The 23,694-nt window shown below is 39.1% G+C and carries 15 protein-coding genes; 8 read left to right on the plus strand and 7 right to left on the minus strand.

What is annotated here, in order from left to right:
• The first annotated feature begins 102 nt into the window (after positions 1 to 102).
• From bcsA to JEP71_RS13710, 8 genes are all read left to right on the plus strand, one after another.
• Positions 103 to 2,223, plus strand: coding sequence for a UDP-forming cellulose synthase catalytic subunit (gene bcsA / locus JEP71_RS13675; RefSeq protein ID WP_196533616.1), 2,121 nt, complete (start codon positions 103 to 105; stop codon positions 2,221 to 2,223).
• A gap of 2 nt (positions 2,224 to 2,225) precedes the next feature.
• The gene (gene bcsB, locus JEP71_RS13680; protein WP_198626387.1) at positions 2,226 to 4,577 is read left to right on the plus strand and encodes a cellulose biosynthesis cyclic di-GMP-binding regulatory protein BcsB; all 2,352 of its coding nucleotides are present in this window, start codon (positions 2,226 to 2,228) and stop codon (positions 4,575 to 4,577) included.
• A 13-nt stretch (positions 4,578 to 4,590) separates the two neighbouring features.
• Entirely contained in the window at positions 4,591 to 8,292 is a 3,702-nt protein-coding gene (locus JEP71_RS13685) for a cellulose biosynthesis protein BcsC (protein WP_198626388.1), read from the plus strand.
• Between the two features lie 15 nt (positions 8,293 to 8,307).
• Positions 8,308 to 8,778, plus strand: a complete 471-nt coding sequence (bcsD, locus tag JEP71_RS13690) for a cellulose biosynthesis protein BcsD (RefSeq protein ID WP_109373335.1) — start codon at positions 8,308 to 8,310, stop codon at positions 8,776 to 8,778.
• 39 nt (positions 8,779 to 8,817) lie between these two features.
• The gene (locus tag JEP71_RS13695) at positions 8,818 to 9,729 is read left to right on the plus strand and encodes a sensor domain-containing diguanylate cyclase (protein ID WP_196533622.1); all 912 of its coding nucleotides are present in this window, start codon (positions 8,818 to 8,820) and stop codon (positions 9,727 to 9,729) included.
• Positions 9,730 to 9,914: 185 nt separating this feature from the next.
• Positions 9,915 to 10,874: a UTP--glucose-1-phosphate uridylyltransferase GalU gene (galU, locus tag JEP71_RS13700; RefSeq protein WP_232797629.1), complete on the plus strand. Its 960-nt coding sequence runs from the start codon at positions 9,915 to 9,917 to the stop codon at positions 10,872 to 10,874.
• A gap of 73 nt (positions 10,875 to 10,947) precedes the next feature.
• Entirely contained in the window at positions 10,948 to 11,973 is a 1,026-nt protein-coding gene (locus JEP71_RS13705) for a glycosyl hydrolase family 8 (RefSeq protein ID WP_198626389.1), read from the plus strand.
• Between the two features lie 309 nt (positions 11,974 to 12,282).
• Positions 12,283 to 12,711, plus strand: coding sequence for a TOBE domain-containing protein (locus JEP71_RS13710; protein WP_196533626.1), 429 nt, complete (start codon positions 12,283 to 12,285; stop codon positions 12,709 to 12,711).
• A gap of 119 nt (positions 12,712 to 12,830) precedes the next feature.
• Here JEP71_RS13710 and JEP71_RS13715 read toward each other — a convergent pair whose 3' ends face one another.
• The 7 genes from JEP71_RS13715 to fdnG form a co-directional block, all read right to left on the minus strand.
• A complete protein-coding gene (locus JEP71_RS13715) occupies positions 12,831 to 14,480 on the minus strand; it encodes an LTA synthase family protein (RefSeq protein ID WP_198626390.1) in 1,650 nt (549 codons plus the stop codon).
• 109 nt (positions 14,481 to 14,589) lie between these two features.
• Positions 14,590 to 16,452 (minus strand): selenocysteine-specific translation elongation factor, encoded by a 1,863-nt coding sequence (gene selB / locus JEP71_RS13720; RefSeq protein ID WP_198626391.1) that lies wholly within the window; start codon positions 16,450 to 16,452, stop codon positions 14,590 to 14,592.
• Between the two features lie 2 nt (positions 16,453 to 16,454).
• Positions 16,455 to 17,840, minus strand: coding sequence for an L-seryl-tRNA(Sec) selenium transferase (gene selA / locus JEP71_RS13725; protein WP_198626392.1), 1,386 nt, complete (start codon positions 17,838 to 17,840; stop codon positions 16,455 to 16,457).
• Positions 17,841 to 17,855: 15 nt separating this feature from the next.
• Positions 17,856 to 18,776, minus strand: a complete 921-nt coding sequence (gene fdhE / locus JEP71_RS13730; RefSeq protein ID WP_109373342.1) for a formate dehydrogenase accessory protein FdhE — start codon at positions 18,774 to 18,776, stop codon at positions 17,856 to 17,858.
• Positions 18,777 to 18,982: 206 nt separating this feature from the next.
• A complete protein-coding gene (gene fdoI, locus JEP71_RS13735) occupies positions 18,983 to 19,639 on the minus strand; it encodes a formate dehydrogenase cytochrome b556 subunit (RefSeq protein ID WP_109373343.1) in 657 nt (218 codons plus the stop codon).
• Positions 19,636 to 20,574 (minus strand): formate dehydrogenase subunit beta, encoded by a 939-nt coding sequence (fdxH, locus tag JEP71_RS13740; RefSeq protein ID WP_023583348.1) that lies wholly within the window; start codon positions 20,572 to 20,574, stop codon positions 19,636 to 19,638. The genes fdoI and fdxH overlap by 4 nt, the downstream gene beginning before the upstream one ends.
• Before the next feature lie 11 nt (positions 20,575 to 20,585).
• Positions 20,586 to 23,633 carry a formate dehydrogenase-N subunit alpha gene (gene fdnG / locus JEP71_RS13745; protein ID WP_198620283.1) on the minus strand — a complete coding sequence of 1,016 codons (3,048 nt, stop codon included), beginning with the start codon at positions 23,631 to 23,633 and terminating at the stop codon, positions 20,586 to 20,588.
• Between the last annotated feature and the right edge of the window lie 61 nt (positions 23,634 to 23,694).

Here is a 23,694-nt window from a genome sequence, read left to right on the forward strand (position 1 = left end):
TTATTTTTTAAGATAGGTTTATTTCTTTTCGATATGTATTAATGTCGATAGGGTGCCTTTGTCTTAAGAAAAGATCTATGGCGATGACAAAGGTATGGGTTTATGAATAAAATATTTAAAACATTAATTACGGCTTTTTTATTGATAACGATGTTTTCACTCATTGTTATGCCAATGAGCGCCGAACAACAATATATATTCGGTCTTATCAATATATTGCTGTTATTTGTTATCGGTTTTAAAAAATCAAAAAAACGATTATTAACAATGGTTTTTATTTCATTGTTGATGTCAACGCGTTATCTCTACTGGCGTGCAACAAATACCTTAAATTTTAATACAACTATCGAGGCTGTTTTAGGTAGTGGTTTATTTATGGCTGAAATTTATTCTTGGATAATATTAGTCCTAGGTTATTTCCAAACGTCATGGCCATTAAATAGAAAAATAGCACCTTTACCTAAAGATATTTCTCAATGGCCTACTGTTGATATTTATATTCCAACATATAACGAAAGCTTGGATGTTGTACGTGATACGGTCCTTGCTGCACAAGCTATCGATTATCCACAAGATAAAATGAAAGTTTATATATTGGATGATGGTAGTCGTGAAGAATTTAAACAATTCGCTGGTGATGTTGGTGTAACTTACATTGAACGTGAAGTTCATGATCACGCTAAAGCAGGTAACTTAAATCATGCGATGGGATTAACAGACGGTGAGCTAATCTGCGTTTTTGACTGTGACCATATTTCCACGCGTATTTTCTTGCAAGCAACAGTAGGAAGCTTCCTTGAAGATCCAAAATTAGCGTTGATCCAAACACCACACTATTTCTACTCGCCAGACCCATTTGAGCGAAATTTAAGTGCGGCTAAAGATGCACCGCATGAAGGCGCACTTTTCTATGGCCCTGTTCAACGTGGTAATGATAACTGGAATGCGACATTCTTCTGTGGTTCATGTGCTGTTATGCGTCGTAGTGCTCTTGAAGAAATTGGTGGCATTGCTGTTGAAACGGTAACAGAAGATGCACACACTGCGCTTAAATTACAACGCTTAGGTTGGAACTCTGCATTTATTGATATTCCTTTAGCCGCAGGTCTTGCAACAGAACGTTTAGCATTACACGTTAACCAGCGTATTCGTTGGGCTAGAGGAATGACACAGATATTCCGTGTTGATAATCCAATGTTGGGGCGTGGTTTAACATTCCCTCAGCGTTTATGTTATCTCAATGCCATGCTCCATTTTCAGTACGGTTTGCCTCGTATCATCTTCTTGACTGCGCCGTTACTGTTTATGTTATTTAACCTTAATATTATCGCTTCATCCGCCAGCATGATATTTGCCTATGCATTACCACACTTAATCATGTCGGTTTATGTAAACTCGAAAAATATCGGTAAATACCGTTACTCTTTTTGGGGTGAAATTTATGAAACCGTCATGGCATTTAGTTTGGTACTCCCTACTTTACTGAGCTTAGTTTCACCAAAATTAGGTAAATTTAACGTAACAGATAAAGGTGACTTGCTTGATAAAAGCTATATGGATTACCTCACTGTACGTCCATTAATTATCACTGCACTTCTTCTTATCACCGGGATTTCATGGGTTGTTGTCCGTTACCTATTAAATGACTTCCAAGGTATTGACCCGCTGGTTATTGTTTTAAACCTTGCTTGGGCGACATACAGTTTATTTATCATTCTTGCCTCTATCGCAGTAGGTAAAGAGACGCGACAAATTCGTAAAAATACTCGAATCAATGCATCTTTACCGATTACGTTACATTTTGATGATGGCGCTGAATTAACAACTACCACAGAAGATATTTCAATGGGTGGCGTTCGCATTGCCGTGAATAAAATGTCTGAACTTCGCCAACGTAATGTCACTTCAATCACCCTGAATGTACAACGAGATGAAGTTACCGTTCCTGTTGATATGGTGAGTTTAGAAAGCAATCAACTACGTCTTGAATTCTTACCTATTGATTTAAATCTTCGCCGTAAATTGGTGCGCATTGTCTTTGGTCGTGCTGATGCATGGATCCATCAAGCAGATTATAAAGACAAGCCATTTAAAGAATTGGCCGGTATTACACGTTGTATTTTCGAACTGTTCTTTGGTCGTCGCCAAAAAGTGAAAGCGCCAGCAATAAGAACGAAAGCAAAAGCTTCACTCTCTGTGCAATCAATTAACGGGGATGACTAAGCATGAAAAAGAAACTGACATTAATGCTAAGCCTGACGGCAATAGCGATCGCAAGTATTAATCTTTCTCAAGCAGATACCGGAATGTTAGAGCTAGGAGGGGAGCTTTTACCTGATCCGACTGCTTATACACATTCGCCAGTGCAACAAAAGGCGAATAACCCGATCCAACTTGAAGATGGCGTATTGTCTGAAGCGCGTAATATTGAAGAGCAATTAACTTTGGCACAAATGGGAAGTCCATCGCCTATCGTGCTATCAGGAAGAAAATTACTTTCTGGTGTGACTTTTAATATGGCGAACGATTTATTTATTGATAACGCCACATTAACAATGAAAGTGAAAGCATCTCAAGGATTAATTCAATCTGATCAAACACTTCACTTAATGCTAAATGGTCAACCTATGGGATTTCTACCTTTAGAAGAAGGTGGGCAAGAGCATGAATATGTTTTAGAAATTCCTGAAATGATGTTGACGAATGTGAATAATCTCAGCTTTCGTTTAGCCAATCGTGATGCATTGGATGAAAGCCAATGTATTCCTCCACTGGCTGAAGAATTAAGTTTGGTTATTTCACCAGATTCATCATTAGATTATCGAGGTCGCTGGATTAATGGCGGGTATAGTCTGGAACGATTGCCCCTACCGTTCTTTGATCCTGACAGAATGACAGCGACCTCGTTACCTATCATATTGTCAGATAAACCTGACCATGCAGAGGTAACAACAGCAGCCATTGCTGCATCATGGTTTGGCAGTTTTAGCCATGATATTAAGCAAGTTGATTTACCGGTTTTAATGAATCAGTTACCTGAAAGTGATGGTATTTTAGTTGGTTATTCAGGGCAGACTATTGCGGGTATTACATTACCTTCAGGAAATAGTGGGCAATTAACCATTGTTGATAACCCAGTCGATCCTGTTTTCAAATTATTACTGATCAGCGGTGATAATGAGAAATCTCTTCGCCAAGCTGTATGGGCATTAAACAACGGTAAATTGCCACAAAACGATCACTTAGTGGTGCCTTCTCAAACGCTTGCAATGAGTGCGGATTACGATGCACCTCGTTGGTTAAATACCAATAAACCTGTTTCGTTAAGTCAAATTGCCAATGGTAGTGATGATTTCTCACGCCAAGGCATTAACCATGCACCAAATCAGTTTTCGTTTCGTGTCTCTCCCGATCTCTTTTGGTGGGATGGTGATGCACTGCCGTTAGATTTGAAATATGTTTTTCCTCATTCGGATAAACTAAATAGTCGTCGCTCTTCATTAATTGTCTCTTTGAATAACCAATTCTTAGGTGCATTGTATCCGGCGCGTTCAGAACCTTTAGGTATGTTAAGACAATGGCTGGGAATGGAGAGCGAACAGCAAAATAGCACGCTCTATTTAAATCCTCGTCAAATTTATAGTCAGAATCAATTACAGTTTTATTTTGATTTACGTGAGCCTGATGATTCACCGTGTATTTTAACGGATGGCAGTAGCTTAATTAGCCAAATTGATCCGCAATCAACACTGCAATTTAAAAATACTTGGCACTACTCAAGAATGCCGAACTTGGCTTATTTTTCAGGAGCGTCATTCCCATTTAGTCGCCGTGCGGATTTTTCACAAACCACACTGCTATTACCTGAAAATCCAACAATAGAAGAGCTTTATACCTTAGTGAACTTAATGGCGAGATCAGGTTATGCCACAGGAACACCTGTTTCTCATGCTTCGGTTTTCTTAGGTGCTAAAGAGCTCGAGAAAAATAACCTCTCTCAACATGATGTGCTAGCGATTGGCTCATTAAATAGTGAGGGATTTCTACCTGCTCGTTTTTCACAACAAACGTTCTCATTTTTAAATAAAAACGTCGAAATCAAACCACAATCATTGATTGACAAGGCAAAAGGTTGGATTGCTGGCGATTATTTATCTCAAAGTGGTGATGCTGCAAGTTACTTATCTTCACTGAAAGATTGGCGTGGCATGATGAGTTTTATCTCACCTTGGGCAAGCAACAGAGTTGTCGTATTGGTTACAGCTAAAGGTAATGATTCGATAAAAACCATTATCAATGACTTAAATTTAGCCCAAATAAATGCGGCTATTAAAGGCGACATCACTCTTATTAGTGGTAAAGACACCGTAAAAAGTTTCCATTTAGGTGAACACTTTTCGCAAGGTGACTTACCTTTCTTACAACAATTCCTTTGGTATAGCTCTAGACACGTATATTTGCTGGGTCTTTTAGCTGTTGGTTTTTGTGCGTTGACGGGCTTCGTGACTTATTACTGGTTACAACGTCGTTCAACTCGTCGTTTACATCAGATATCACAGCATCGTTCAGACAAATAAGAGGGGATATAAGATGAAAAATCACGCACTTAATATCATCGTTAAAGTCATCTATGCAGGTTGTATTCTAGGGGCATCAAGCCAAGTACAAGCAACCGCAGTTGAGGCAAATACAACAGCAACTGATCCAAATATTGTCAGTTCTCTTATTGAGCAAGCTAATTATTGGCACGGTAGAGCACACGATGAACGTGCAGTAGAAGCACTGCAAAAAGTACTGATTATGGAAAGCAATAATCAGGACGCGCTGTATTTAATGGCATTCTTTACTGCGCAACAAGGTAATGAAAAGCAAGCAACATATTGGCGAGAAAAACTTGCGCAAATTGCACCGCAAGATCCACGAATTGAAGGATTAAAAAATATCCGATCATCACAATTTAGTGAACAACAATTAGGATATGCCAGAGAGTTAGCGAAAAAAGGGCAACATGAAGAAGCAATAAAAGCGTATCAACGTTTATTTGTTAGTAGTGAGCCACCTGAAACACTAGCGTTAGAATATTATCAAACCATGGCGGGTGTACCCGCAATGTTGCCTCAAGCTATTACGGGGTTAAAGCAACGTGCTGCATTAATGCCTGATAATAAAGAAACGCAAAAAGCATTAGGATTAACGCTAACTTATAACGAAGAGACTCGCCGTGAAGGTATAACTATTTTAGGTAATATCTCGGGTGATGAATCAGCCAAAAAAGGTATGCGTCAAGCACTGTTATGGCTGAATGTTCGTCCTGATGATGAAGTGTTATATAAGACTTATTTGCAAGCAAACCCGAACGATAAAGCGGTTGCAGAGCATTTCCAAGGTGCTATTCAAGGTAATGCTCGCCAAGCAGGTTATACCGCATTAAATAAAGGTAAATTGAAAGAAGCCGAAGGTTATTTCAAACAAGCTTTAGCGGCAGATAACAATGATGCGCAAGCCTTAGCGGGGTTAGGTTATATCGCATTACGCTCAGGTGATTTAACCACAGGTCAGCGTTTATTAAACCAAGCTGCACAATCAGGTGGAGAACAAGGCAGCAAATGGAAGCAACAAGCGGAAGATGCGGGTTTTTATGCGCAATTACGCAGTGCACAACAACGCGCTAAACAAGGGAATATTCAACAAGCTCTCGATCAATTAGCCCCATTAGCGGGTGCTTCAGGTGAAAAAGGGTTGTCTGCCAATTTATTACAAGCTGACTTATTACGTAAGCAAGGTAATTTACCCGCGGCTCACCAATTGCTGTCAGGGCTTTATCAGCAAAATAGCCATAATGAGAAAGTGATTTCTGCTTATTACTATTTATTAGTTCAGGAAGGGCAGAATACAAAAGCAGAACAATTATTGGCTCAACAATCAGCTTCTTTGCGTCAAAAACTTACTGCAAATACAGATCCTTCTGAGAAATTACGCCGTGACGCGCAAAAAGCGTTAGAAAATGGTAATCGTGTTCAAGCAAGACAATTGCTTTTACAAGCGCAGCGTAAAAACCCGCAAAATAACTGGGTTTACCTCGATTTAGCGCGCTTAATGGCCGCTGATGGTGACAGTGCTGGCGCAAAAAATATTATCTCACAGCTACAAAACCGTAGAACAAGAGATTCTGATTATGTGGCATCGTTGTTTTATGTTGAGCAAAAAGAGTGGGATAAAGTTTTTAACTTACTAAGTAGCCATAATCAACAAACTGAAGCTGAAAAAGAGTTATTACAGCGTGCTCGTTTTCATCGCCAACTTGCGCAAGCTGACCATTATCGTCAGGCAGGAAACCTTGTTGCAATGCGTAATATTTTACGTCCATTAATTAATCAAGTGGCTGATTATCCAAATGATGTGGGTGAATTGGCTGAAAAATTAGTTAATAGTGGATTAAATGATGAAGCGTTGAAATTGGTTGAAAGTGATATTGCAAAAGGCACTAAAGGTTCAGTAGGTAACTACGCTGGTCATATCAACGTTCTCAATGAGTTAGGTCATTATACACAGGCATCTAGCTTGATTAATGATCCTGCTTTACAACAAGAAACACCGATTGTTGAGAAGAAACGTTTAGAAGTTGCCACTAAAGTTGCGCAAGCAGATAGCCTACGTGAAAAAGGCGAAATTAAAGCAGCTTACGACACGTTAGTGGTTGCTTTAAAAACATCACCGAATGATCCCGATTTATTAATGGCATTAAGTCGTGTTTATTTAGCGCAATCAATGCCTGAACAATCAAACAAAATTCTTTCTTATTTAGAAAAAGAGCAAGGAAAAGATAGCAAATTAATCCAAGCTCAAATCGAAGTGGCATTAGCACAAAAAGATGGAAGAAAAGCACAACAATTATTGCAGCAAATTCCTTCATCTTCACAACCCGCTTATTTATTACAAGCTGCGCAAATTGCGCAATTAAATGGTGAGAATCGCAAAGCATTAACGTTACTGCGTAGTGCGCAATGGCAAAACAGTGATAGCACATTAAAAACCTCTGCGGGTCAATTAAACGCATTAGGAGGAAGTGATAATCCTGTTATTGCGGGTTCTATCTATGAACGTAAAGAGATGGCATCGGTTCAACGTTCTATTCGTGAACTTGAAGAAAAAGTTTCACCTTGGGTACAAGGTGGTGTTTCTGTTCGTCATCGTAATGGTGATAAAGGGTTATCTAACATCACTGAAATTTCAGCGCCAATCAGTATTTCGAGTGTGCCTGGAGAAGAGTTTCGTTGGGAATTTAGTGTTAACCCTGTTTCGATGACAAGTGGTTCGGTTTCAGGCGAAAGAGCTAACCGCTTTGGTTCTGGTCAGCTTCAACATGCTGAACGCTTTGCTAAAAATAGCGATAACCATGATGAGAAAAACAAAATTAATGCCGATGAAGCCGGTAGTCAACGTGCTTCTGGTGTTGAATTAGGACTGCGTTTATCGGACAAGGATGTCAGTTTTGATGTTGGCTCCACACCATTAGGTAAAGATACGGCAACGGTTGTCGGTGGTATCACATATTCACCTCAAATTAGCCAAAATGGGCAATTAACACTGACAGCAGAGCGCAGAGCCATAAAAGATAGTCTACTTTCTTATATGGGGCGTACTGATCCAATGACAGGCGAAAGTTGGGGTCGTGTAACACGTAACGGCGCTAAAGTTCAATATGCTTGGGATGATGGAAAAATTGGGGCTTATGCTGGTGGTGGTTTCTATAACTACGAAGGTAAAAGTGTTGCGAGTAATGATGAAGTGAAAGCGTGGATTGGCTCTTATGCTAAGTTCTATAAAGATGATCAACAAGAAGTAAAAGCAGGTGTGCATGTTGATTATATGAACTTCAGAAATAACCAAAACTACTTCTCATTAGGACACGGTGGTTACTTTAGTCCACAAGATTATGTGTCTGTTTCATTACCTGTTGCTTATACCCGTCGTTTTGAAAAAGGTGAAGTCTCATTAAATGGTGCTATAGGGATACAAAGTTACAAACAAAAAGGCAGTGATTATTTCCCAACGCATGGTTATATGCAAAATGCATTAAATAAACAGAATGCGAGCGATCCTCGTATTAAATCTCAGTACGAAGAACAAGACGAAACGAATATTACTTATAGATTAGGTTTAGACGCGAAATATTATTTAAACAAAGAAACCGAGTTAGGTGTCAGCTTATCGCATGATACATCGGGTGATTATGCTGAAGATAATATGTGGTTACACTTAAAATATACCCCAGACTTCCTGTCTAAATAATTAAGGAGACAAATAATGAATAAGCATGACAGTGATATCTTACAATTACCTTTTGAAAGTGGCTGGCAAGATCTAACTCAATTATTATTTTTTCAAATTTTAAATGACAATGATATTTCTACTGCTGGAAATAAATTAAGGAATATAGGTAAAGATATTGCCTTACGTTATCCTTTACCTGAAAGCGAAAATATTCAATTACTTGAATCACATATTAATCGCGTATTAACACTATTTAAATGGGGGTTTGTCACTATATCTCCTGCAATGAGCGAACTTTTACTGGTTCATTGTGCATGGCCTCATTTTACGCAAAGTCAAGATGATGCTCAGTGGCGTGTAGCAAGTGCGGGTGTTTTAGAAGGGTTATATGAAGGTTGGTTAACGAATCAAGGTGGTAATGCCAAAATGCAAGTGCATCGCCAACCTACTGATGCAAAAGATGTCTTTATTTTCCGCTATGCGCATAACTCATCAGCCGAATAATAATATATATGCTTTATTGATGAGCATAGGAGGTCAAAAATGAATGAAATGATATTTAATGATGATAATTCTAAATGCTTATTAATAAAGCAATTTACTAATAATGTTTTCATGATGTTAGTAACAGATATTAATGGCATTATTATTTATGCAAATGAAAAATATTGTGAATTCAATAATGTTCACTTTGAAAATATAAAAGGTAAAAAATATAGCTTATTTAACTTAATTGACGAGAATCAAATCAATTGTTGTGTAAATGGTAATAATGATAATAAAGGAGTATATCGATTAGAAGCCAAAAGAAATAACGATACTCAACAAGATATATGGGAAGATATTAGTATTATTCCTGTGTTTGATGAAAGTAATTTAATTTCTCATTATGTATTTATTAGCTTGGATATTACTGATAAGGTAGAGCTAAGAAATGAATTATTTAATAAAAGCTATATTGATTCATTAACTGGAATATCTAATCGACTAAGTATTGTCGAAAAAATTGAAAATGAACGATTAAATGTTTTACAGCCTTCTTCATTTTGCCTTGGTATTATAGATTGCGATAAATTCAAATCTATTAATGATCAATTCGGGCATCATGCAGGCGATAAGGTATTGTGTGAAATATCTAAACGGTTGTCACAATTAGAAAATAATGAAGTCTATTGTGGGCGACTTGGTGGCGACGAGTTTGCTGTGCTTTTCCCTAAAGGATTACGTTCTTGTTCTGTGATTTTGCTAGAAATAATAGAATCACTTTGGAAATCAATGGAAAAGCCCATCAATATTAATTCGGATTTTATGTTAACTCCTTCAATTAGTTTAGGTATTGCTGAATATCCTAAAGATGGAAAAACATTATCTGAATTATTAAAATCTGCAGATGAAACACTTTATTCTATAAAAGAAATGGGTGGTAATAAATATGGGTTTTATTCCGGATTTTAAATAAAAGGTTTTAAATAGAAAGTTTTTTTTAGTAAAGATATATTAAAAATAACGTTATCTCTTTTTAACGAAGAGGGGGGTAACTGTTTTTTAAATATATCTAGCATTCCTGATGAAATATAAGAGTAAATTTAAAATAATACTAAATATTAGTTTTAGATAAATATCTATTAGAGGATTTTATTATGATGAAAGCGGTTATCCCTGTTGCTGGATTAGGTACTCGTATGTTACCTGCAACGAAATCAATTCCTAAAGAAATGCTGCCTATTGTTGATCGCCCTTTAATTCAATATATTGTTGAAGAGTGTGCTCAGGCAGGTGTTGAGGAAATTATTTTAGTTACTCACTCTTCTAAAAATTCAATTGCAGATCACTTTGATACCAGTTTTGAATTAGAAAATATGCTGGAACAGCGTATTAAAAATAAATTATTAGAAGAAGTGCGTTCAATTTGTCCTAACAATGTCAAGATTGTCCAAATTCGCCAAGGCCATGCTTTAGGTTTAGGTCATGCAATTTGTTGTGCACGCCCAGTTATTGGCAATAATCCATTTATTGTTTTACTGCCTGATGTTTTATTAAATTCACATTATTGCGATCCTCAACATGATAATTTATCAGCAATGATAAAACGTTTTGAAAAAACAGAACGTAGCCAAATTATGGTTGAACCTGTGCCAATGAGCCAAGTGCAACAATATGGTGTTGTAGATTGTGAAGGTGTTTTCTGCCCTCAAGGTAATTGGGCGCCTATTCGTCGTATTGTGGAAAAACCAAATCCTGAAGATGCACCTTCTAACCTTTCTGTTGTTGGACGTTATGTTTTCTCTGAAGCTATCTGGGAATTATTAGATGGTCTACCTGCTGGTGTTGGTGGTGAAATTCAATTAACAGATGCGATTGATTTATTATTGAAAAAAGAAGTCGCTGAAGCATATACCTTAGTGGGTAAATCACATGACTGTGGTAATAAGCTAGGATATATGAAAGCCTTTGTTGAGTATGGCCTCCATAATTCTGTGTTAAAAGAAGAATTTTCTTCTTGGATGCGGGACTTTTGTGAAAAAACATTGTTACCCAGAACAGAAGTCATAGAAGAAGATGAAGTAAGTGAAGCACAAAAGATAGTTGCTATCTTTTGAGTTTATATTGAAATAATGTGCAATATGCCGACCGAGATAAGATGGCGGTCGGCAATAGCAGGAGAGAAAGGCAATGTCTTTTTGGCACTTATCTCGTTGTCATTATCTATTTTCTACCTTTTTTTTAGGTTTGTTGCTTATGGTTTCTCCCTCAATACAGGCAGCAGATACTCAAGTAGGATGGCAACAGTTTAAAGAGCGCTATATTCAGGATGATGGGCGAGTTATAGACAGCGCTAACAAAAATATTTCACACTCTGAAGGTCAAGGCTATGGCATGTTAATGGCTGTGATGAGTGATGATCATGAAACATTTAATAAGTTATGGCACTGGACAGCTGCTTCTCTTTATCGTGGCGATTTAGGCTTATTTAAATGGCGTTATGAACCCGAAAATAGTGAACATACTCCTGATCCTAATAATGCAACAGATGGTGATATCTTAATTGCGTGGGCATTATTAAAAGCTGGTGAGAAATGGAATGATGAAAGTTATCTTTCAGCTTCTGATTCTATTCAACACGCTATTTTGGAACATACTTTAGTTAAGACAAAAAATTATACTGTACTTTTACCCGGTATTAATGGCTTCAAAACGCCAGAAGAAATTATTATTAACCCATCCTATTTTATTTTCCCTGCATGGAAAGATTTTTACCGCACGAGCAAAGATGTTCGTTGGAAAGAGTTAATTAATGATAGCCAGTCTTTACTTAGAAATATGCGGTTTGGTGAATATCAATTACCAACAGATTGGGTAAGTTTGTTTCCAGATGGAAAGATAGAGCCTAGTGAAAAATGGCCTGCACGATTTAGCTTTGATGCAATACGTATTCCGCTCTATTTGGCTTGGGCACACGATGAATTAGCGTTACAACCTTTTGTGCAGTATTGGCAGCAATTTGATCGTTATAAGACGCCTGCTTGGGTAAGTATTGATGCTCAAGAGCGCGCTGAATATAACTTTACTCCTGGTATGATGGCAGTGAGAGATTTAACAATGAAAACACCTATTGAAGATGTCGATTTAAGTAAAGATACAGATTATTACTCTTCGGCTTTACACTTATTAGCGGCATTTGCTCAGAATGGGCAATAAGTATATTTAGTTAATTTGAATGATAGATAGCTTAAATTCCTTTTAATACAGAGAGGCATTAAGTTATCTATTTTTTATATCGATAGTGCTAAAAAAATAAATTTCTAAATTATTTATACTTATTCGACTTTAATAAGTTAATTGTAATTCGCTATCTCTATTTGTTTATAACGTTATGTTATTTAAATAATAAATAAACTTTAATCTATGATCTAAGAATAATTTATTTAATGATATTTATGCTAAAGTTATCCCAATAACTTGATAATGTTATTAATATAATTTTTCATCAACAATAGAGGTGGATAAATGAAAGTTTCAGCACGCAATCAGTTAGTCGGTAAAGTTGTTGATATTATTGATGGTGCCGTCAATAGTGAAGTGATTTTATCTTTAGCACACGGTGAGAAACTGGCTACAATCATCACCAAAGAAAGTTGTGAAAGCTTAAATATTAAAAAAGATGGCGAAGCTATTGCGATTATTAAAGCGCCGTGGGTTGTATTAGCACTGCCTGATTGCGGTTTAAATTTCTCTGCACGTAACCAATTTGCAGGAAAAGTGACTCAAATCGTACAGGGTGCGGTGAACTCAACTGTTCATTTAGAAACGGCGAAAGGTTTAGAACTGACTGCGGTTATCACCAATGAAAGCTTACAAGAGATGAAATTGGCAAAAGGCAGTGATGTTTTAGCGTTAGTGAAAGCATCCAGTGTGATTGTAGCAACACGCAAATAATCGAGACGCTATTCTCTTAAAATATAAAAAGAGGCTAAATATTTAGCCTCTTTCTTTTTGATATTACTTATCTTTTTAGATTTATAATCCCGATCACCTTTTATGCAAGGTTACTAAAATTATTTATCAGTATCACCAGCGACTTTTAGTTTGTCGTAGATATAATTTTTATAACTGTTAACTAATTTCTCGTCTTCACAGTCATTTAATTTGCCTTCACATAAATGGCGCATTTGAATGTTTGCTTTGTAGAAAGGGGATAATGGCAAACGAGCACGCTCTAAGATCATGCCACCTAAGAAGCTAATATCAGTTAACTCACCCGTTGTTATTGGCGCACCTTGCGATAGATTATCTCTTAAGGTGAACTGAGTAATATACGCAGGGTTATTAAAAGGTGATTGATAATTTTTTAGCTCAATATTGGGTTGGTGATCACCAAAATAGAGGAACATCGTCGGTTTTTCTCTTTGTGCAACAAAATTAGAGAAATCTTTAATTGCTGGATCACTGGTGATGATCTTTTCCATATAGTGGCTAAATTTACCCGGTGCATTACTGCTTTCTGTATGACCTGTAATTTGGTACATATCTCTGTGTGATTCATCATAAGGACCATGTTCATACATGGTTAATGAGAATATAAACAGTGGCTTGTCAGTACGTTTTTTCAATACCTCTTCAACGTAACCTAGCATATCTACCGTCGATATTTTCCAGAGATTTTCTTCTAATATTCCAGGGTAGCCAAGCTCTTGAGGTTGAATGATTTCATCAATTCCCATTTTTTCATAAGCGTAACCTGCATGGTAAGCACTACGATTAAACGGAGTGAGTAAAACCGTGTAATAACCTTCTGCTTTGAGTTGGCGGAATAAACTCTCATTAAGATTATCGACAACAAAATAGAATACAGAGTTTTTACGCGCACCAAAGTCATCCGTATTTAACCCTGTTAATACTGAAAATTCAGAAAGCCAAGTACCACCACCAAAGGTTTGTACACGTAAAGGGCTTTGTGCACTGACATTTTCATCTTTTTGAAACATAAATAAATCAGGCAGTGCAACATCTGTATCAAATTGATAAATATGAGGATTAACCGTCGACTCTTGTAATAAAACGACAATATCAGGTTTTATGTCAGTTTGCGTTTCTGGCAATAAGGTTTTATTCGCTTGTTCAAGGAAATAATCTGCATTTTCCTTGAAATAAGGAGGGTGATAAGCCGTTTGGTAACCAGACATGATTAAATTAGTGACAGTACCTCGTCCTCCTGGAAGTGTGCCTTCCCATTCAGCTTGCCATTTTTCTACGGTGAAATGGATAGTAGTAAACCCAATAACCATTAAGAGTAAGCTACTTATACGCAAGACTGGGCGTGATTTTTTGGAAAAATGCCACGCAATAGACATATTGATAATCAGCCATATTAGCATCGCAACCAATGCAATGCCGGCTTCCCAATAATGGCCTAATGTCCCTAAATTAGAGCTATCAAAAGCCAAATCAAAATCAGAGAACATTAATGTTTCTTTGTAATAATGAACTTTGAGTTGATTAATAAACTTAGTTATCAGGAAAAGTGTGCCGGTGGTAATAACCGAAAATAAGACACGAGCTGATAAAAGAAAACAAAGAGAAAAAAGAATAAAATAAGCACCTACGGAAAGAAGTGCAGTATAAACAAACGTTGCTTTCTCAAAAACAATAAAGAGTGAGGCAATAAGAATAAGTGCAAGATAAGCACATCCTAATATTTTTTTCATATCTCTTCCGAGTATAGCGATAAATAATCAAGGGGATATTTTACAAATATTGTAGGCGATAACCTTAAATAGGCTAAATAATTTTACTTAGCCTATTTAACATTTGGATTTAGAATAATCCTTTGTCTCGTAAAATATGAAGATCTTTTTTGCGGCGAGTAAATCCAGTGCGGTCAAAATACTCTAAGATTTGTACTGCTAATTTACGCCCAACAGATAACTCATCACGGAAGTCCGCGGCGGTGACACTGCCATTACTTTCATTATATTTCACAATGATAGAGGCAAATTTTTCTATTGATTGGTGTGTATAGTAGCGGTCAGCAATAATTGGAATAATTAAACCTAATTGTGCTGCTTTACGTAATAATGAGCGGATCACTTTCTCATCACTTTTCATTTCATTTGCTAGATCACGTACCCACCAAGGTTCAGATTGCTCAAAATAGACTTTAGCATTTTGCCATAGTGCATCTTGTTCTGGAGAAAAAGCAAGACCATGAGTTGGAAGATGAAGCCAACCCCGACTTTGGCTAATAGCACCTTCTTTACGTAACTGATCAATTAAGTAATAGACCAATTCATCATGGTAAGTAGGTAGTGCCATCCGTTTTAAACGAGAACGACCCACACCCATTTGATCATTATGTTGTTGATGATATTCCTCAAGTGTATCGAGTAATTTCTGTTTTGCGTTATCAGCATTCTCTTTGGAAAGAATAACGCCAGCAACGCTCACTAGGTCAAAGGTTTCTAATAACTGAGTCAGCGCACTTTCAGTTAATTGTTGAGCCCAAGAAAACTGACTTAGAGAGAGTTCACCTTTTGGTAAACATAACGCTAAATTGGCACTGACGCTGTCTGCATTATCAAGTTGGTGTAACCAAGTTAGGAATTCAGCTTGTCGTTTGCCTCTACGTGGCGAGTGTAAAGATAAGACTTTCGCTGCGGCTAAGGTGCGTTGAGCACTGATATCACGCAAGATAAGTCTGTCGTTATCCACCAGCCAAAGGGGTTCATCTAGAATAAGCTCCGCTAACTGTGGTGTTTCATTAGCATCATTTAAAAGAGCAACACGACCCGTAATATGACGTGTACCGTGGTGAATATGTACAGGCTGCCAATGCTTTAAAGGTTCATCCGCAATTAAACTGACTAATATTTTATGAGATTGATAGTTAGGTGCTTGAGAAAGCAACCAGTCACCACGAGAGACGTTTTCTTTACTGACATCACCTGTGATGTTAATTGCAATACGATGACCTGCACCCGCACGTTCTACGGGCTGGTTTTGTGCATGTAAGGCTCTTATTCTTACTGGTTTATCTGCACCCGTTAGCCAAAAGGTATCGCCAACAGAAATTTGTCCCGCAAGCGCAGTTCCTGTGACAACTAATCCCGCGCCTTTAATGCTAAAAACACGGTCTATTGCTAAACGAAAACGCTTATGCCATTGAGGGTGTTGTTGTTCTTGCTGATGCAGATCAACAAGATAGTGGCGAAGCTCTGAAATTCCCTCCCCTGATGGGGCTGAGGTGGTAAAAATTTGAGGATCGTACCAACCTAAATTAGCTAACATCTCGGTTGTTTGTGAGCGAACTTCTTCTATTCGTTCTGGGGTAACACGATCTGCTTTGGTGAGAATAACGGTAACTTGAGGACAGCCAGCAAGACGTAAAATAGAAATATGTTCGATGGTTTGTGCCATAACGCCATCGTCACAAGCCACAATTAATAGCGCATGAGAGATCCCTCCAACGCCAGCAAGCATATTTGAAAGAAATTTCTCATGACCGGGAACATCCACAAAACCAATTGAAGTTCCATCGTCTTGACGCCAATAGGCATAACCTAAATCAATGGTCATGCCTCGTTTTTTCTCTTCAGGTAAATGGGTAGTATCTACCCCAGTAATTGCCTGTATAAGTGTGGTTTTTCCGTGGTCTACGTGACCTGCCGTCGCAAAAATCATAGTTAAAGTGCCTGTATTAATGCATTTTCATCCTCAAGACAGCGCAGATCAAGCCACAGGCGACCATCAGTAATTCGACCAATAATCGGCTTTTCTAAATTACGCCAATGCGCGGCTAACGCATCTAACTGGCTACCTTTTCCATTTTTGGCTTCAAAGGTAAGTGCTGCACTCGGTAAGCTTTCAATAGGTAACGAACCACTGCCTATTTGAGAAGCACATGAGGATATCGTGATATGGTAATTATCCCCATAATATGCCTGAAAATGAGGCAATAACCGTTGCGCCATGTCATTAATTTCTGTTTGTGTCCGAGTTAACAAACGTAATGTTGGAATTTCAACAGCCATTTTTTCAGGTTGCTGATAAAGGCGTAATGTGGCGCCTAAAGCAGCTAATGTCATTTTATCAACGCGTAATGCACGCTTTAAAGGATGGCGTTGAATAGCCTCAATCCATACTTTTTTACCTAAGATTATCCCCGCTTGTGGGCCACCTAATAATTTATCACCCGAGAAGGTAACAAGGTCGATACCTTGTTGTAGATAATCTTGAGGCATTGGCTCTGAAGGTAAGCCTAATGCGGCTAAATTAGTCATTGAGCCACTGCCTAAATCGATAGCAGTCGGTAAGTTCATTTCTTTACCAAGTGCGGCAAGTTCATCGCCATGCACTTCGGCGGTAAAGCCTTGAATACAATAGTTGCTAGTATGAACTTTCATTAGCAAACCAGTATTCTCATTAATGGCGTTACGATAATCTTTAAGGTGAGTACGGTTTGTTGTTCCCACTTCTTTGAGTGTACAGCCTGCTTGTGTCATCACATCAGGGATACGAAAAGCACCGCCAATCTCAACTAATTCACCACGAGAAACAACAACCTCTTTATTGGGTGCAACAGTGGCGAGCATCAGTAATACGGCAGCTGCGTTGTTATTAACGATACAGGCATCTTCTGCCCCTGTTAACTCACATAACAAATCAGCGATAGCGCGATCGCGGTGTCCTCTTGATGCGCCATCAAGAGAATACTCTAAGGTTGCTGGTGAGCGCATAACTTGGCTAACTGCTTCAATGGCGGATTCTGCCATTAATGCACGCCCTAGATTAGTGTGTAAAACGGTACCTGTTAAATTGAAAACAGGTTTAATCGAGGATTTTCGTTGTAATGTAATGCGATTTTTTAATTCATCCACCCAATGGTTATGCCATTGTGGCAACTCATTTTTTTGACGAATAATGATACGCGCTTCTTCTTGTAACTTTCGTAAATGCTCTGCAATAAATGTCTGACCATAAGAAGCCACTAGGGATTGAATGTCGGCTTGGTGCAGTAACTTATCAATAGACGGTAGTTGGCTGTAAAGTGAGCGCATATCATTTGTCATGCTAATACCTAATTATTATTCATTTGGGAACAGGAATGGATTAATGCTACTACGAGCAAAGCCTTCTTCTTCCATTTTTGCATCAAGAACAATAGACGCTAAATCGTCAGCGATAGCATCCACATTGGCATCTTTTTCTTGATATAAAATTTTCAGATAGCTTCCACAATCACCACAGCTTTCTGCTTTTACAGGCGCATTTTCGCTGTCTAAAGACCAGTAATTTAATTTACCTGTTAATTCGCAGTTGGTGCATTTAATGCGTACAACATGCCACTGCGTTTCACATAAATTACAGTGTAAATAGCGTAAACCTTGTGTTGTGCCGATTTGTACCATGCTTGCCACAGGCATACTGTTACAAACTGGGCAGAATTGACGATTTTCACCGTATTCTGTTTTAGCCTTACCAGGAATATTCGCCGCTAATTGTGCCCAGTAAAGAGACAAGGCTGCCCAAATAAAGACAGACTTATCTGCTGAGACTTTTGAATATTCATCATTGAGTAACGCAGTTGCCATTTCTTCTAATTCAGTTTCAGAAGCTTTAGAGAGATTTTCTAAAGTGATAGTAGCACTTTCAGGCACAACTGGACGTAATTCAGCAATAATCGAGGCTAATAAAGCATGCCAATGTTTACTGCGTTTGAATGTTTTTCTATCTAAAGGCGCTACACCGACTTGCTGTGTAAGGAGTGGGGCAAGATCGACGACTAATGGATTGTCATGAAGTGCTTTTTCTTGAGCCTTGACAATTTCTGCCGCAAATTCAAGGTAATCTGCGAAAGGATTATCTTTTGCTAGTGTTTGAAAACGTTCAGCACGACGTTGATAAAGGTTTTTCAGATTAGGGAATAATACGGGTGGAATAAAACTAATTCCTTTTTCTGATTGCTCTTTACCTAATTGCTCTTTAGGAACGATGCGAATACTCATAACGTTCTATCTTCCTATTATCATAAATTTTATAGTGAATACCCACAGGATTTGGCTTCAGAATAAATCAAATGCAAACACGAAGCCATGACAGTGGGTAATAATAGCGTGATTTTATTGTTTTTTACGTCTTAAAAACGGGCGTAAATTGAATAAAAAACGGAGGCTAACAAGCCTCCGTTTGTTCAGAAATACACTTTAGGGCATTATTTCTGTGACTGCTTTTCGGCTTCTTTTTTCTCTTCTTCGAGAATTTCACGATACCAACGAGGGTGATGCTTTTTAGCCCAACCACGAGTTACCCAGCCTTCAATCATGCTACGAATTGAACCTTTCACCCAGAACGCCGCATAAGCATGAACAAATACGGTAATTATCAGTAAGATTGCTGATAATGAGTGAACTAATAAGGCGATTCGAATCACTGGGATCGAGAAATATTCTGCAAAATAAGGGCGCCAAATGATAATGCCACTGACAGTCAGTAAGATAAGGCTGATACTTAACATCCAGTAAATACCTTTCTGACCAAGGTTGTAGTGACCAATATCGCCAGCTTCTTCATTTTGCAGTACTTTATGAATATTTTTAGCCCAGACTAAGTCATCTTTATCAATAAAGTTATACTTCAAGTATCTGAAGAACATAAAGAGAAAGAGAATGGCCATTGCACTACCCACAAATGGGTGTAACAGACGCGACAGTTCTGGTGTACCTAAAATATTCATGAACCAGTTCAGAGATGGGAAGAAGAAACCCAATCCGCTGATTGCTGTGAACAGAAAGACAATCACAACGACCCAGTGGTTTATACGCTCTGATGCGGTATGGCGAAGAATTTTATCACCTTTCTTCTTCATCATTTCTGCTCCTCCTTATTCACAGAGGTCTGTGTTTTAGAAGATGCTTCCATCTCTTTGAGCGCTTCTTCTTCATCTTCTTCAGTTGTGCGGTTTGGACCGACACCTAAATAATGGAAAATAGCACCCGCGAAGGTTGCGGCAAAACCAACAGCGGCTAATGGTTTCCAGATACCTTTCCAGAATTTAACGGTTGAGCTAATTTCTGGGTTTTCTGGTAAACCATGATACAGATTTGGTTTGTCAGCATGATGGAGAACATACATGACGTGCGTACCACCCACGCCTTGTGGATCGTAAAGACCCGCGTTGTCGTAACCACGAGTTTGCAGTTCTGCAACTCGCTCACCTGCAAGATTGATCATGGCTTCTTTCGAACCAAAATGAATCGCGCCTGTTGGGCAAGTTTTTACACATGCAGGCTCTTGACCGACTTCTACACGGTCAACACATAACGTACATTTGTAAGCACGGTTATCTTCTTCATTAATGCGAGGCACATTGAAAGGACAACCAGCGATACAATAACCACAACCAATGCAGTGTTCTGATTGGAAATCAACAATACCATTAGCGTATTGAATGATAGCACCTTCTGCTGGGCATGCTTTTAAACAGCCCGGATCAGCACAGTGCATACAACCGTCTTTACGAATCAACCATTCCAGTTTGCCGTTCTCTTCAACTTCAGAGAAGCGCATCACTGTCCATGATTTCGCCGTTAGGTCAGTTGGGTTATCGTAAACACCAACGTTAGTGCCAATTTTATCGCGAATATCGTTCCATTCAGAACAAGCAACCTGACAGGCTTTACAGCCAATACAGGTTGTTACGTCGATAAGTTTTGCCACTTCTTCCTTGTAATCCCGCACCTGTGGCGCGGGAGTAAGGGAATTGGTGGCAGAGCGACGAATAATGTCTTGGGATTGCAGTGACATAATTTATCTCCTTACACCTTTTCCACATTAACAAGGAACGCTTTAAACTCAGGCGTTTGTGTATTCGCATCACCCACGAATGGCGTTAACGTATTCGCAATAAAGCCTTTCACTGCAACACCTTCAAAGCCCCAGTGAATAGGAATACCAATGGTATCCACTTTGCGCCCATCAACATCAAGGGTTCTAATACGTTTAGTGACTACCGCTTTGGCTTTGATATAACCACGTTTTGAGCTGACTTTAACGGTATCGCCTTGAACAATGCCTTTTTCTGCGGCTAAACGCTCACCAATTTCAATAAATTGTTGTGGCTGAATAATCGCATTTAAGCGCGCGTGCTTAGTCCAGAAGTGGAAATGCTCTGTCAGACGATAAGTTGTACCGACATATGGGAAATCTTCGGCTTTACCCATATCTTCCCAGTCATCTTTAAAGATACGCGCAGCTGGGTTTGAAACCACATTCGGGTGCAGTGGGTTAGTACCCAATGGTGTTTCAATTGGCTCATAGTGTTCAGGGAATGGACCTTCTGCCATCTTATCGATAGCAAACAGACGTCCCATACCTTCCGGCTGCATAATAAATGGCCCTACATCAGAACCCGGTGCAGCGTTGCTATAGTCAGGTACATCAATACCTGTCCATTTGCTGCCATCCCATTCGATTAATTTACGTTTAGGATCCCAAGGTTGACCTTGTGGGTCTGCCGATGCGCGGTTATAAATAATGCGACGGTTAAGAGGCCATGCCCATGCCCAACCTAATGTGTTACCTAACCCTGATGGATCTGAGTTATCACGGTTAGCCATTTGGTTACCTTTCTCTGTCCAGCTACCTGCGAAGATCCAACAGCCACTTGCTGTTGTACCATCATCACGTAACTGAGCAAACGAGCTAAGCAGTTGACCTTTTTTCAGAATGATATTGCCATCAGCGTCTTTTAAATCGACTAATGCTCTACCATTACTTTCTTGTGCAACTTCTGCGGATGTTGGATTATCAGGATCAAAGTAATCCCAAGTCATATTCAACACCTGTTCTGGCATCGCACCGCCTTCCTCTTTATAGAGTTGGCGTAAACGATGGAAAATACCAGATAAAATCTCAGCATCAGGGATAGCAACACCTGGTGCATCACCGCCTTTCCAGTGCCACTGTAACCAGCGACCAGAGTTAACGATAGAACCGTCTTCTTCTGCGAAACAGGTTGTTGGTAGACGGAAGACTTCGGTCTGAATATCTTCTGTTTTAACGTCGTTCTCTTCACCGTGATTCTGCCAAAAACACGCTGTTTCAGTGTTTAGCGGATCCATAGTGATAAGGAATTTCAGTTTTGATAATGAACGAATAACTTTGTTCTTATTCGGGAATGAGGCAACAGGGTTAAAGCCTTGGCAGATATAGCCATTAACTTCACCTTTATCCATCATCTCGAAATATTGCAGAACATCGTAAGGTTTATCCCACTTAGGTAATAGTGAGAAGCCCCAATCATTATCACGTTGAGCATTATCGCCATAGAATGTCTTCATCATGCTGACGAAGAATTTAGGATAATTGCCCCAGTAGTTAACTTGTCCCGGTACTGTCGCTTTTGGCGTATTTGCAGCTAAGTAGGTTTCTAATGAAGTCTGCTTTTCAGAAGGCAGCGTCATATAGCCTGGTAAGCTTTGAGATAATAGGCCGAGGTCAGTTAAGCCTTGAATATTGGAGTGACCACGTAGTGCGTTAACACCGCCACCAGCCATACCCATATTACCTAACAGTAATTGGATCATTGCCATGGTACGAATGTTTTGAGCACCAACGGTATGTTGAGTCCAGCCTAATGCATACAGGAAAGATGCTGTTTTATCTTTCGCTGCTGTTTCAGCAATATATTCACAGACTTTTAAGAAATCATCTTTTGGTGTACCACAAATCTGAGTAACTACATCAGGCGTGTAGCGGCTAACGTGTTGTTTTAACAGATTCCAGACACAACGAGGATGTTGTAATGTGGTGTCGCGTTTTGCGAAACCATTTTCATCCATCTCGTAGTTCCAAGTGGTTTTGTCGTATTTACGTTTTTCAGCGTCATAGCCACTGAATAGACCATCGTCAAAATGATAGTCTTCACGGACAATCAAGCTGGCGTTGGTATAGGCCTCAACGTATTCTTTTTGATATTTCTTATTTTCGAGCAGATATAAGATAACGCCCGATAAGAACGTAATATCAGTACCAGAACGAATAGGCGTATAGAAATCCGCAACAGCCGCAGTACGGGTGAAGCGAGGATCAATAACAATTAGCTTGGCGTTATTATGGATTTTAGCTTCCATCGCCCAGCGGAATCCCACAGGGTGTGCTTCTGCCGCATTACCGCCCATAACGACGATAAGGTTGGCATTTTTCATATCAACCCAGTGGTTGGTCATCGCACCGCGACCAAATGTTGGAGCAAGACTTGCTACCGTTGGTCCGTGTCAGACACGCGCTTGGTTATCGACAGCCAGCATCCCAAGAGCTCTTGAGAATTTCTGAGTTAAAAACCCAGTTTCATTGCTTGCTGCAGAGGCGCAAAGCATACCCGTTGTTAACCAACGGTTGACTTCAACACCTTCTTTATTGAATTTCTGGAAGTTGGCATCGCGGTCTTTTTTGATTAAGCGCGCAATACGATCAAACGTTTCTTCCCATGAGAGTTTTACCCATTTATCCGAGCCGGGTGCACGGTATTCAGGGTGTTTTAAACGACCTTCACTGTGGATAAAATCCACAAGACCAGCACCTTTAGGGCATAATGCACCGCGGTTTACTGGATGGTCTGAGTCACCTTCAATATGGAATATTGTTTCTTTTGCGTTTTTCGCGCCATCGCCCAGACTATACATTAATAGTCCACAACCGACAGAACAGTACGTACAGGTATTGCGGGTTTCGCGGGCTCTCAGTAATTTATACTGACGTGAGCCTGCTAGCGCAACTGCTGGTGCAAAACCGAGCGCCGCCGCTGTAGTACCTGCCATACCGCCAGCACAGATCTTAAAGAACTGTCTTCTGCTGACCTGCATGGGGTCTCTCCTCATCATACATTGCTTTTACTGACTCTGATTTTCTTCACGAAAATGGAGC

Source organism: Proteus sp. PR00224, assembly GCF_016238105.1.
Taxonomy (GTDB): domain Bacteria; phylum Pseudomonadota; class Gammaproteobacteria; order Enterobacterales; family Enterobacteriaceae; genus Proteus.

Bases quoted from the DNA above. Each gene is read 5' to 3' on its own strand.
- JEP71_RS13715 (WP_198626390.1), bottom strand. From the start codon at position 14,480: ATGAAAAAAATATTAGGATGTGCTTATCTTGCACTTATTCTTATTGCC.
- JEP71_RS13710 (WP_196533626.1), top strand. From the start codon at position 12,283: ATGAAAGTTTCAGCACGCAATCAGTTAGTCGGTAAAGTTGTTGATATT.
- galU (WP_232797629.1), top strand. From the start codon at position 9,915: ATGATGAAAGCGGTTATCCCTGTTGCTGGATTAGGTACTCGTATGTTA.
- bcsB (WP_198626387.1), top strand. From the start codon at position 2,226: ATGAAAAAGAAACTGACATTAATGCTAAGCCTGACGGCAATAGCGATC.
- selA (WP_198626392.1), bottom strand. From the start codon at position 17,840: ATGACAAATGATATGCGCTCACTTTACAGCCAACTACCGTCTATTGAT.
- fdxH (WP_023583348.1), bottom strand. From the start codon at position 20,574: ATGTCACTGCAATCCCAAGACATTATTCGTCGCTCTGCCACCAATTCC.
- JEP71_RS13705 (WP_198626389.1), top strand. From the start codon at position 10,948: ATGTCTTTTTGGCACTTATCTCGTTGTCATTATCTATTTTCTACCTTT.
- bcsA (WP_196533616.1), top strand. From the start codon at position 103: ATGAATAAAATATTTAAAACATTAATTACGGCTTTTTTATTGATAACG.
- JEP71_RS13695 (WP_196533622.1), top strand. From the start codon at position 8,818: ATGAATGAAATGATATTTAATGATGATAATTCTAAATGCTTATTAATA.
- fdhE (WP_109373342.1), bottom strand. From the start codon at position 18,776: ATGAGTATTCGCATCGTTCCTAAAGAGCAATTAGGTAAAGAGCAATCA.
- fdoI (WP_109373343.1), bottom strand. From the start codon at position 19,639: ATGATGAAGAAGAAAGGTGATAAAATTCTTCGCCATACCGCATCAGAG.
- selB (WP_198626391.1), bottom strand. From the start codon at position 16,452: ATGATTTTTGCGACGGCAGGTCACGTAGACCACGGAAAAACCACACTT.
- bcsD (WP_109373335.1), top strand. From the start codon at position 8,308: ATGAATAAGCATGACAGTGATATCTTACAATTACCTTTTGAAAGTGGC.
- JEP71_RS13685 (WP_198626388.1), top strand. From the start codon at position 4,591: ATGAAAAATCACGCACTTAATATCATCGTTAAAGTCATCTATGCAGGT.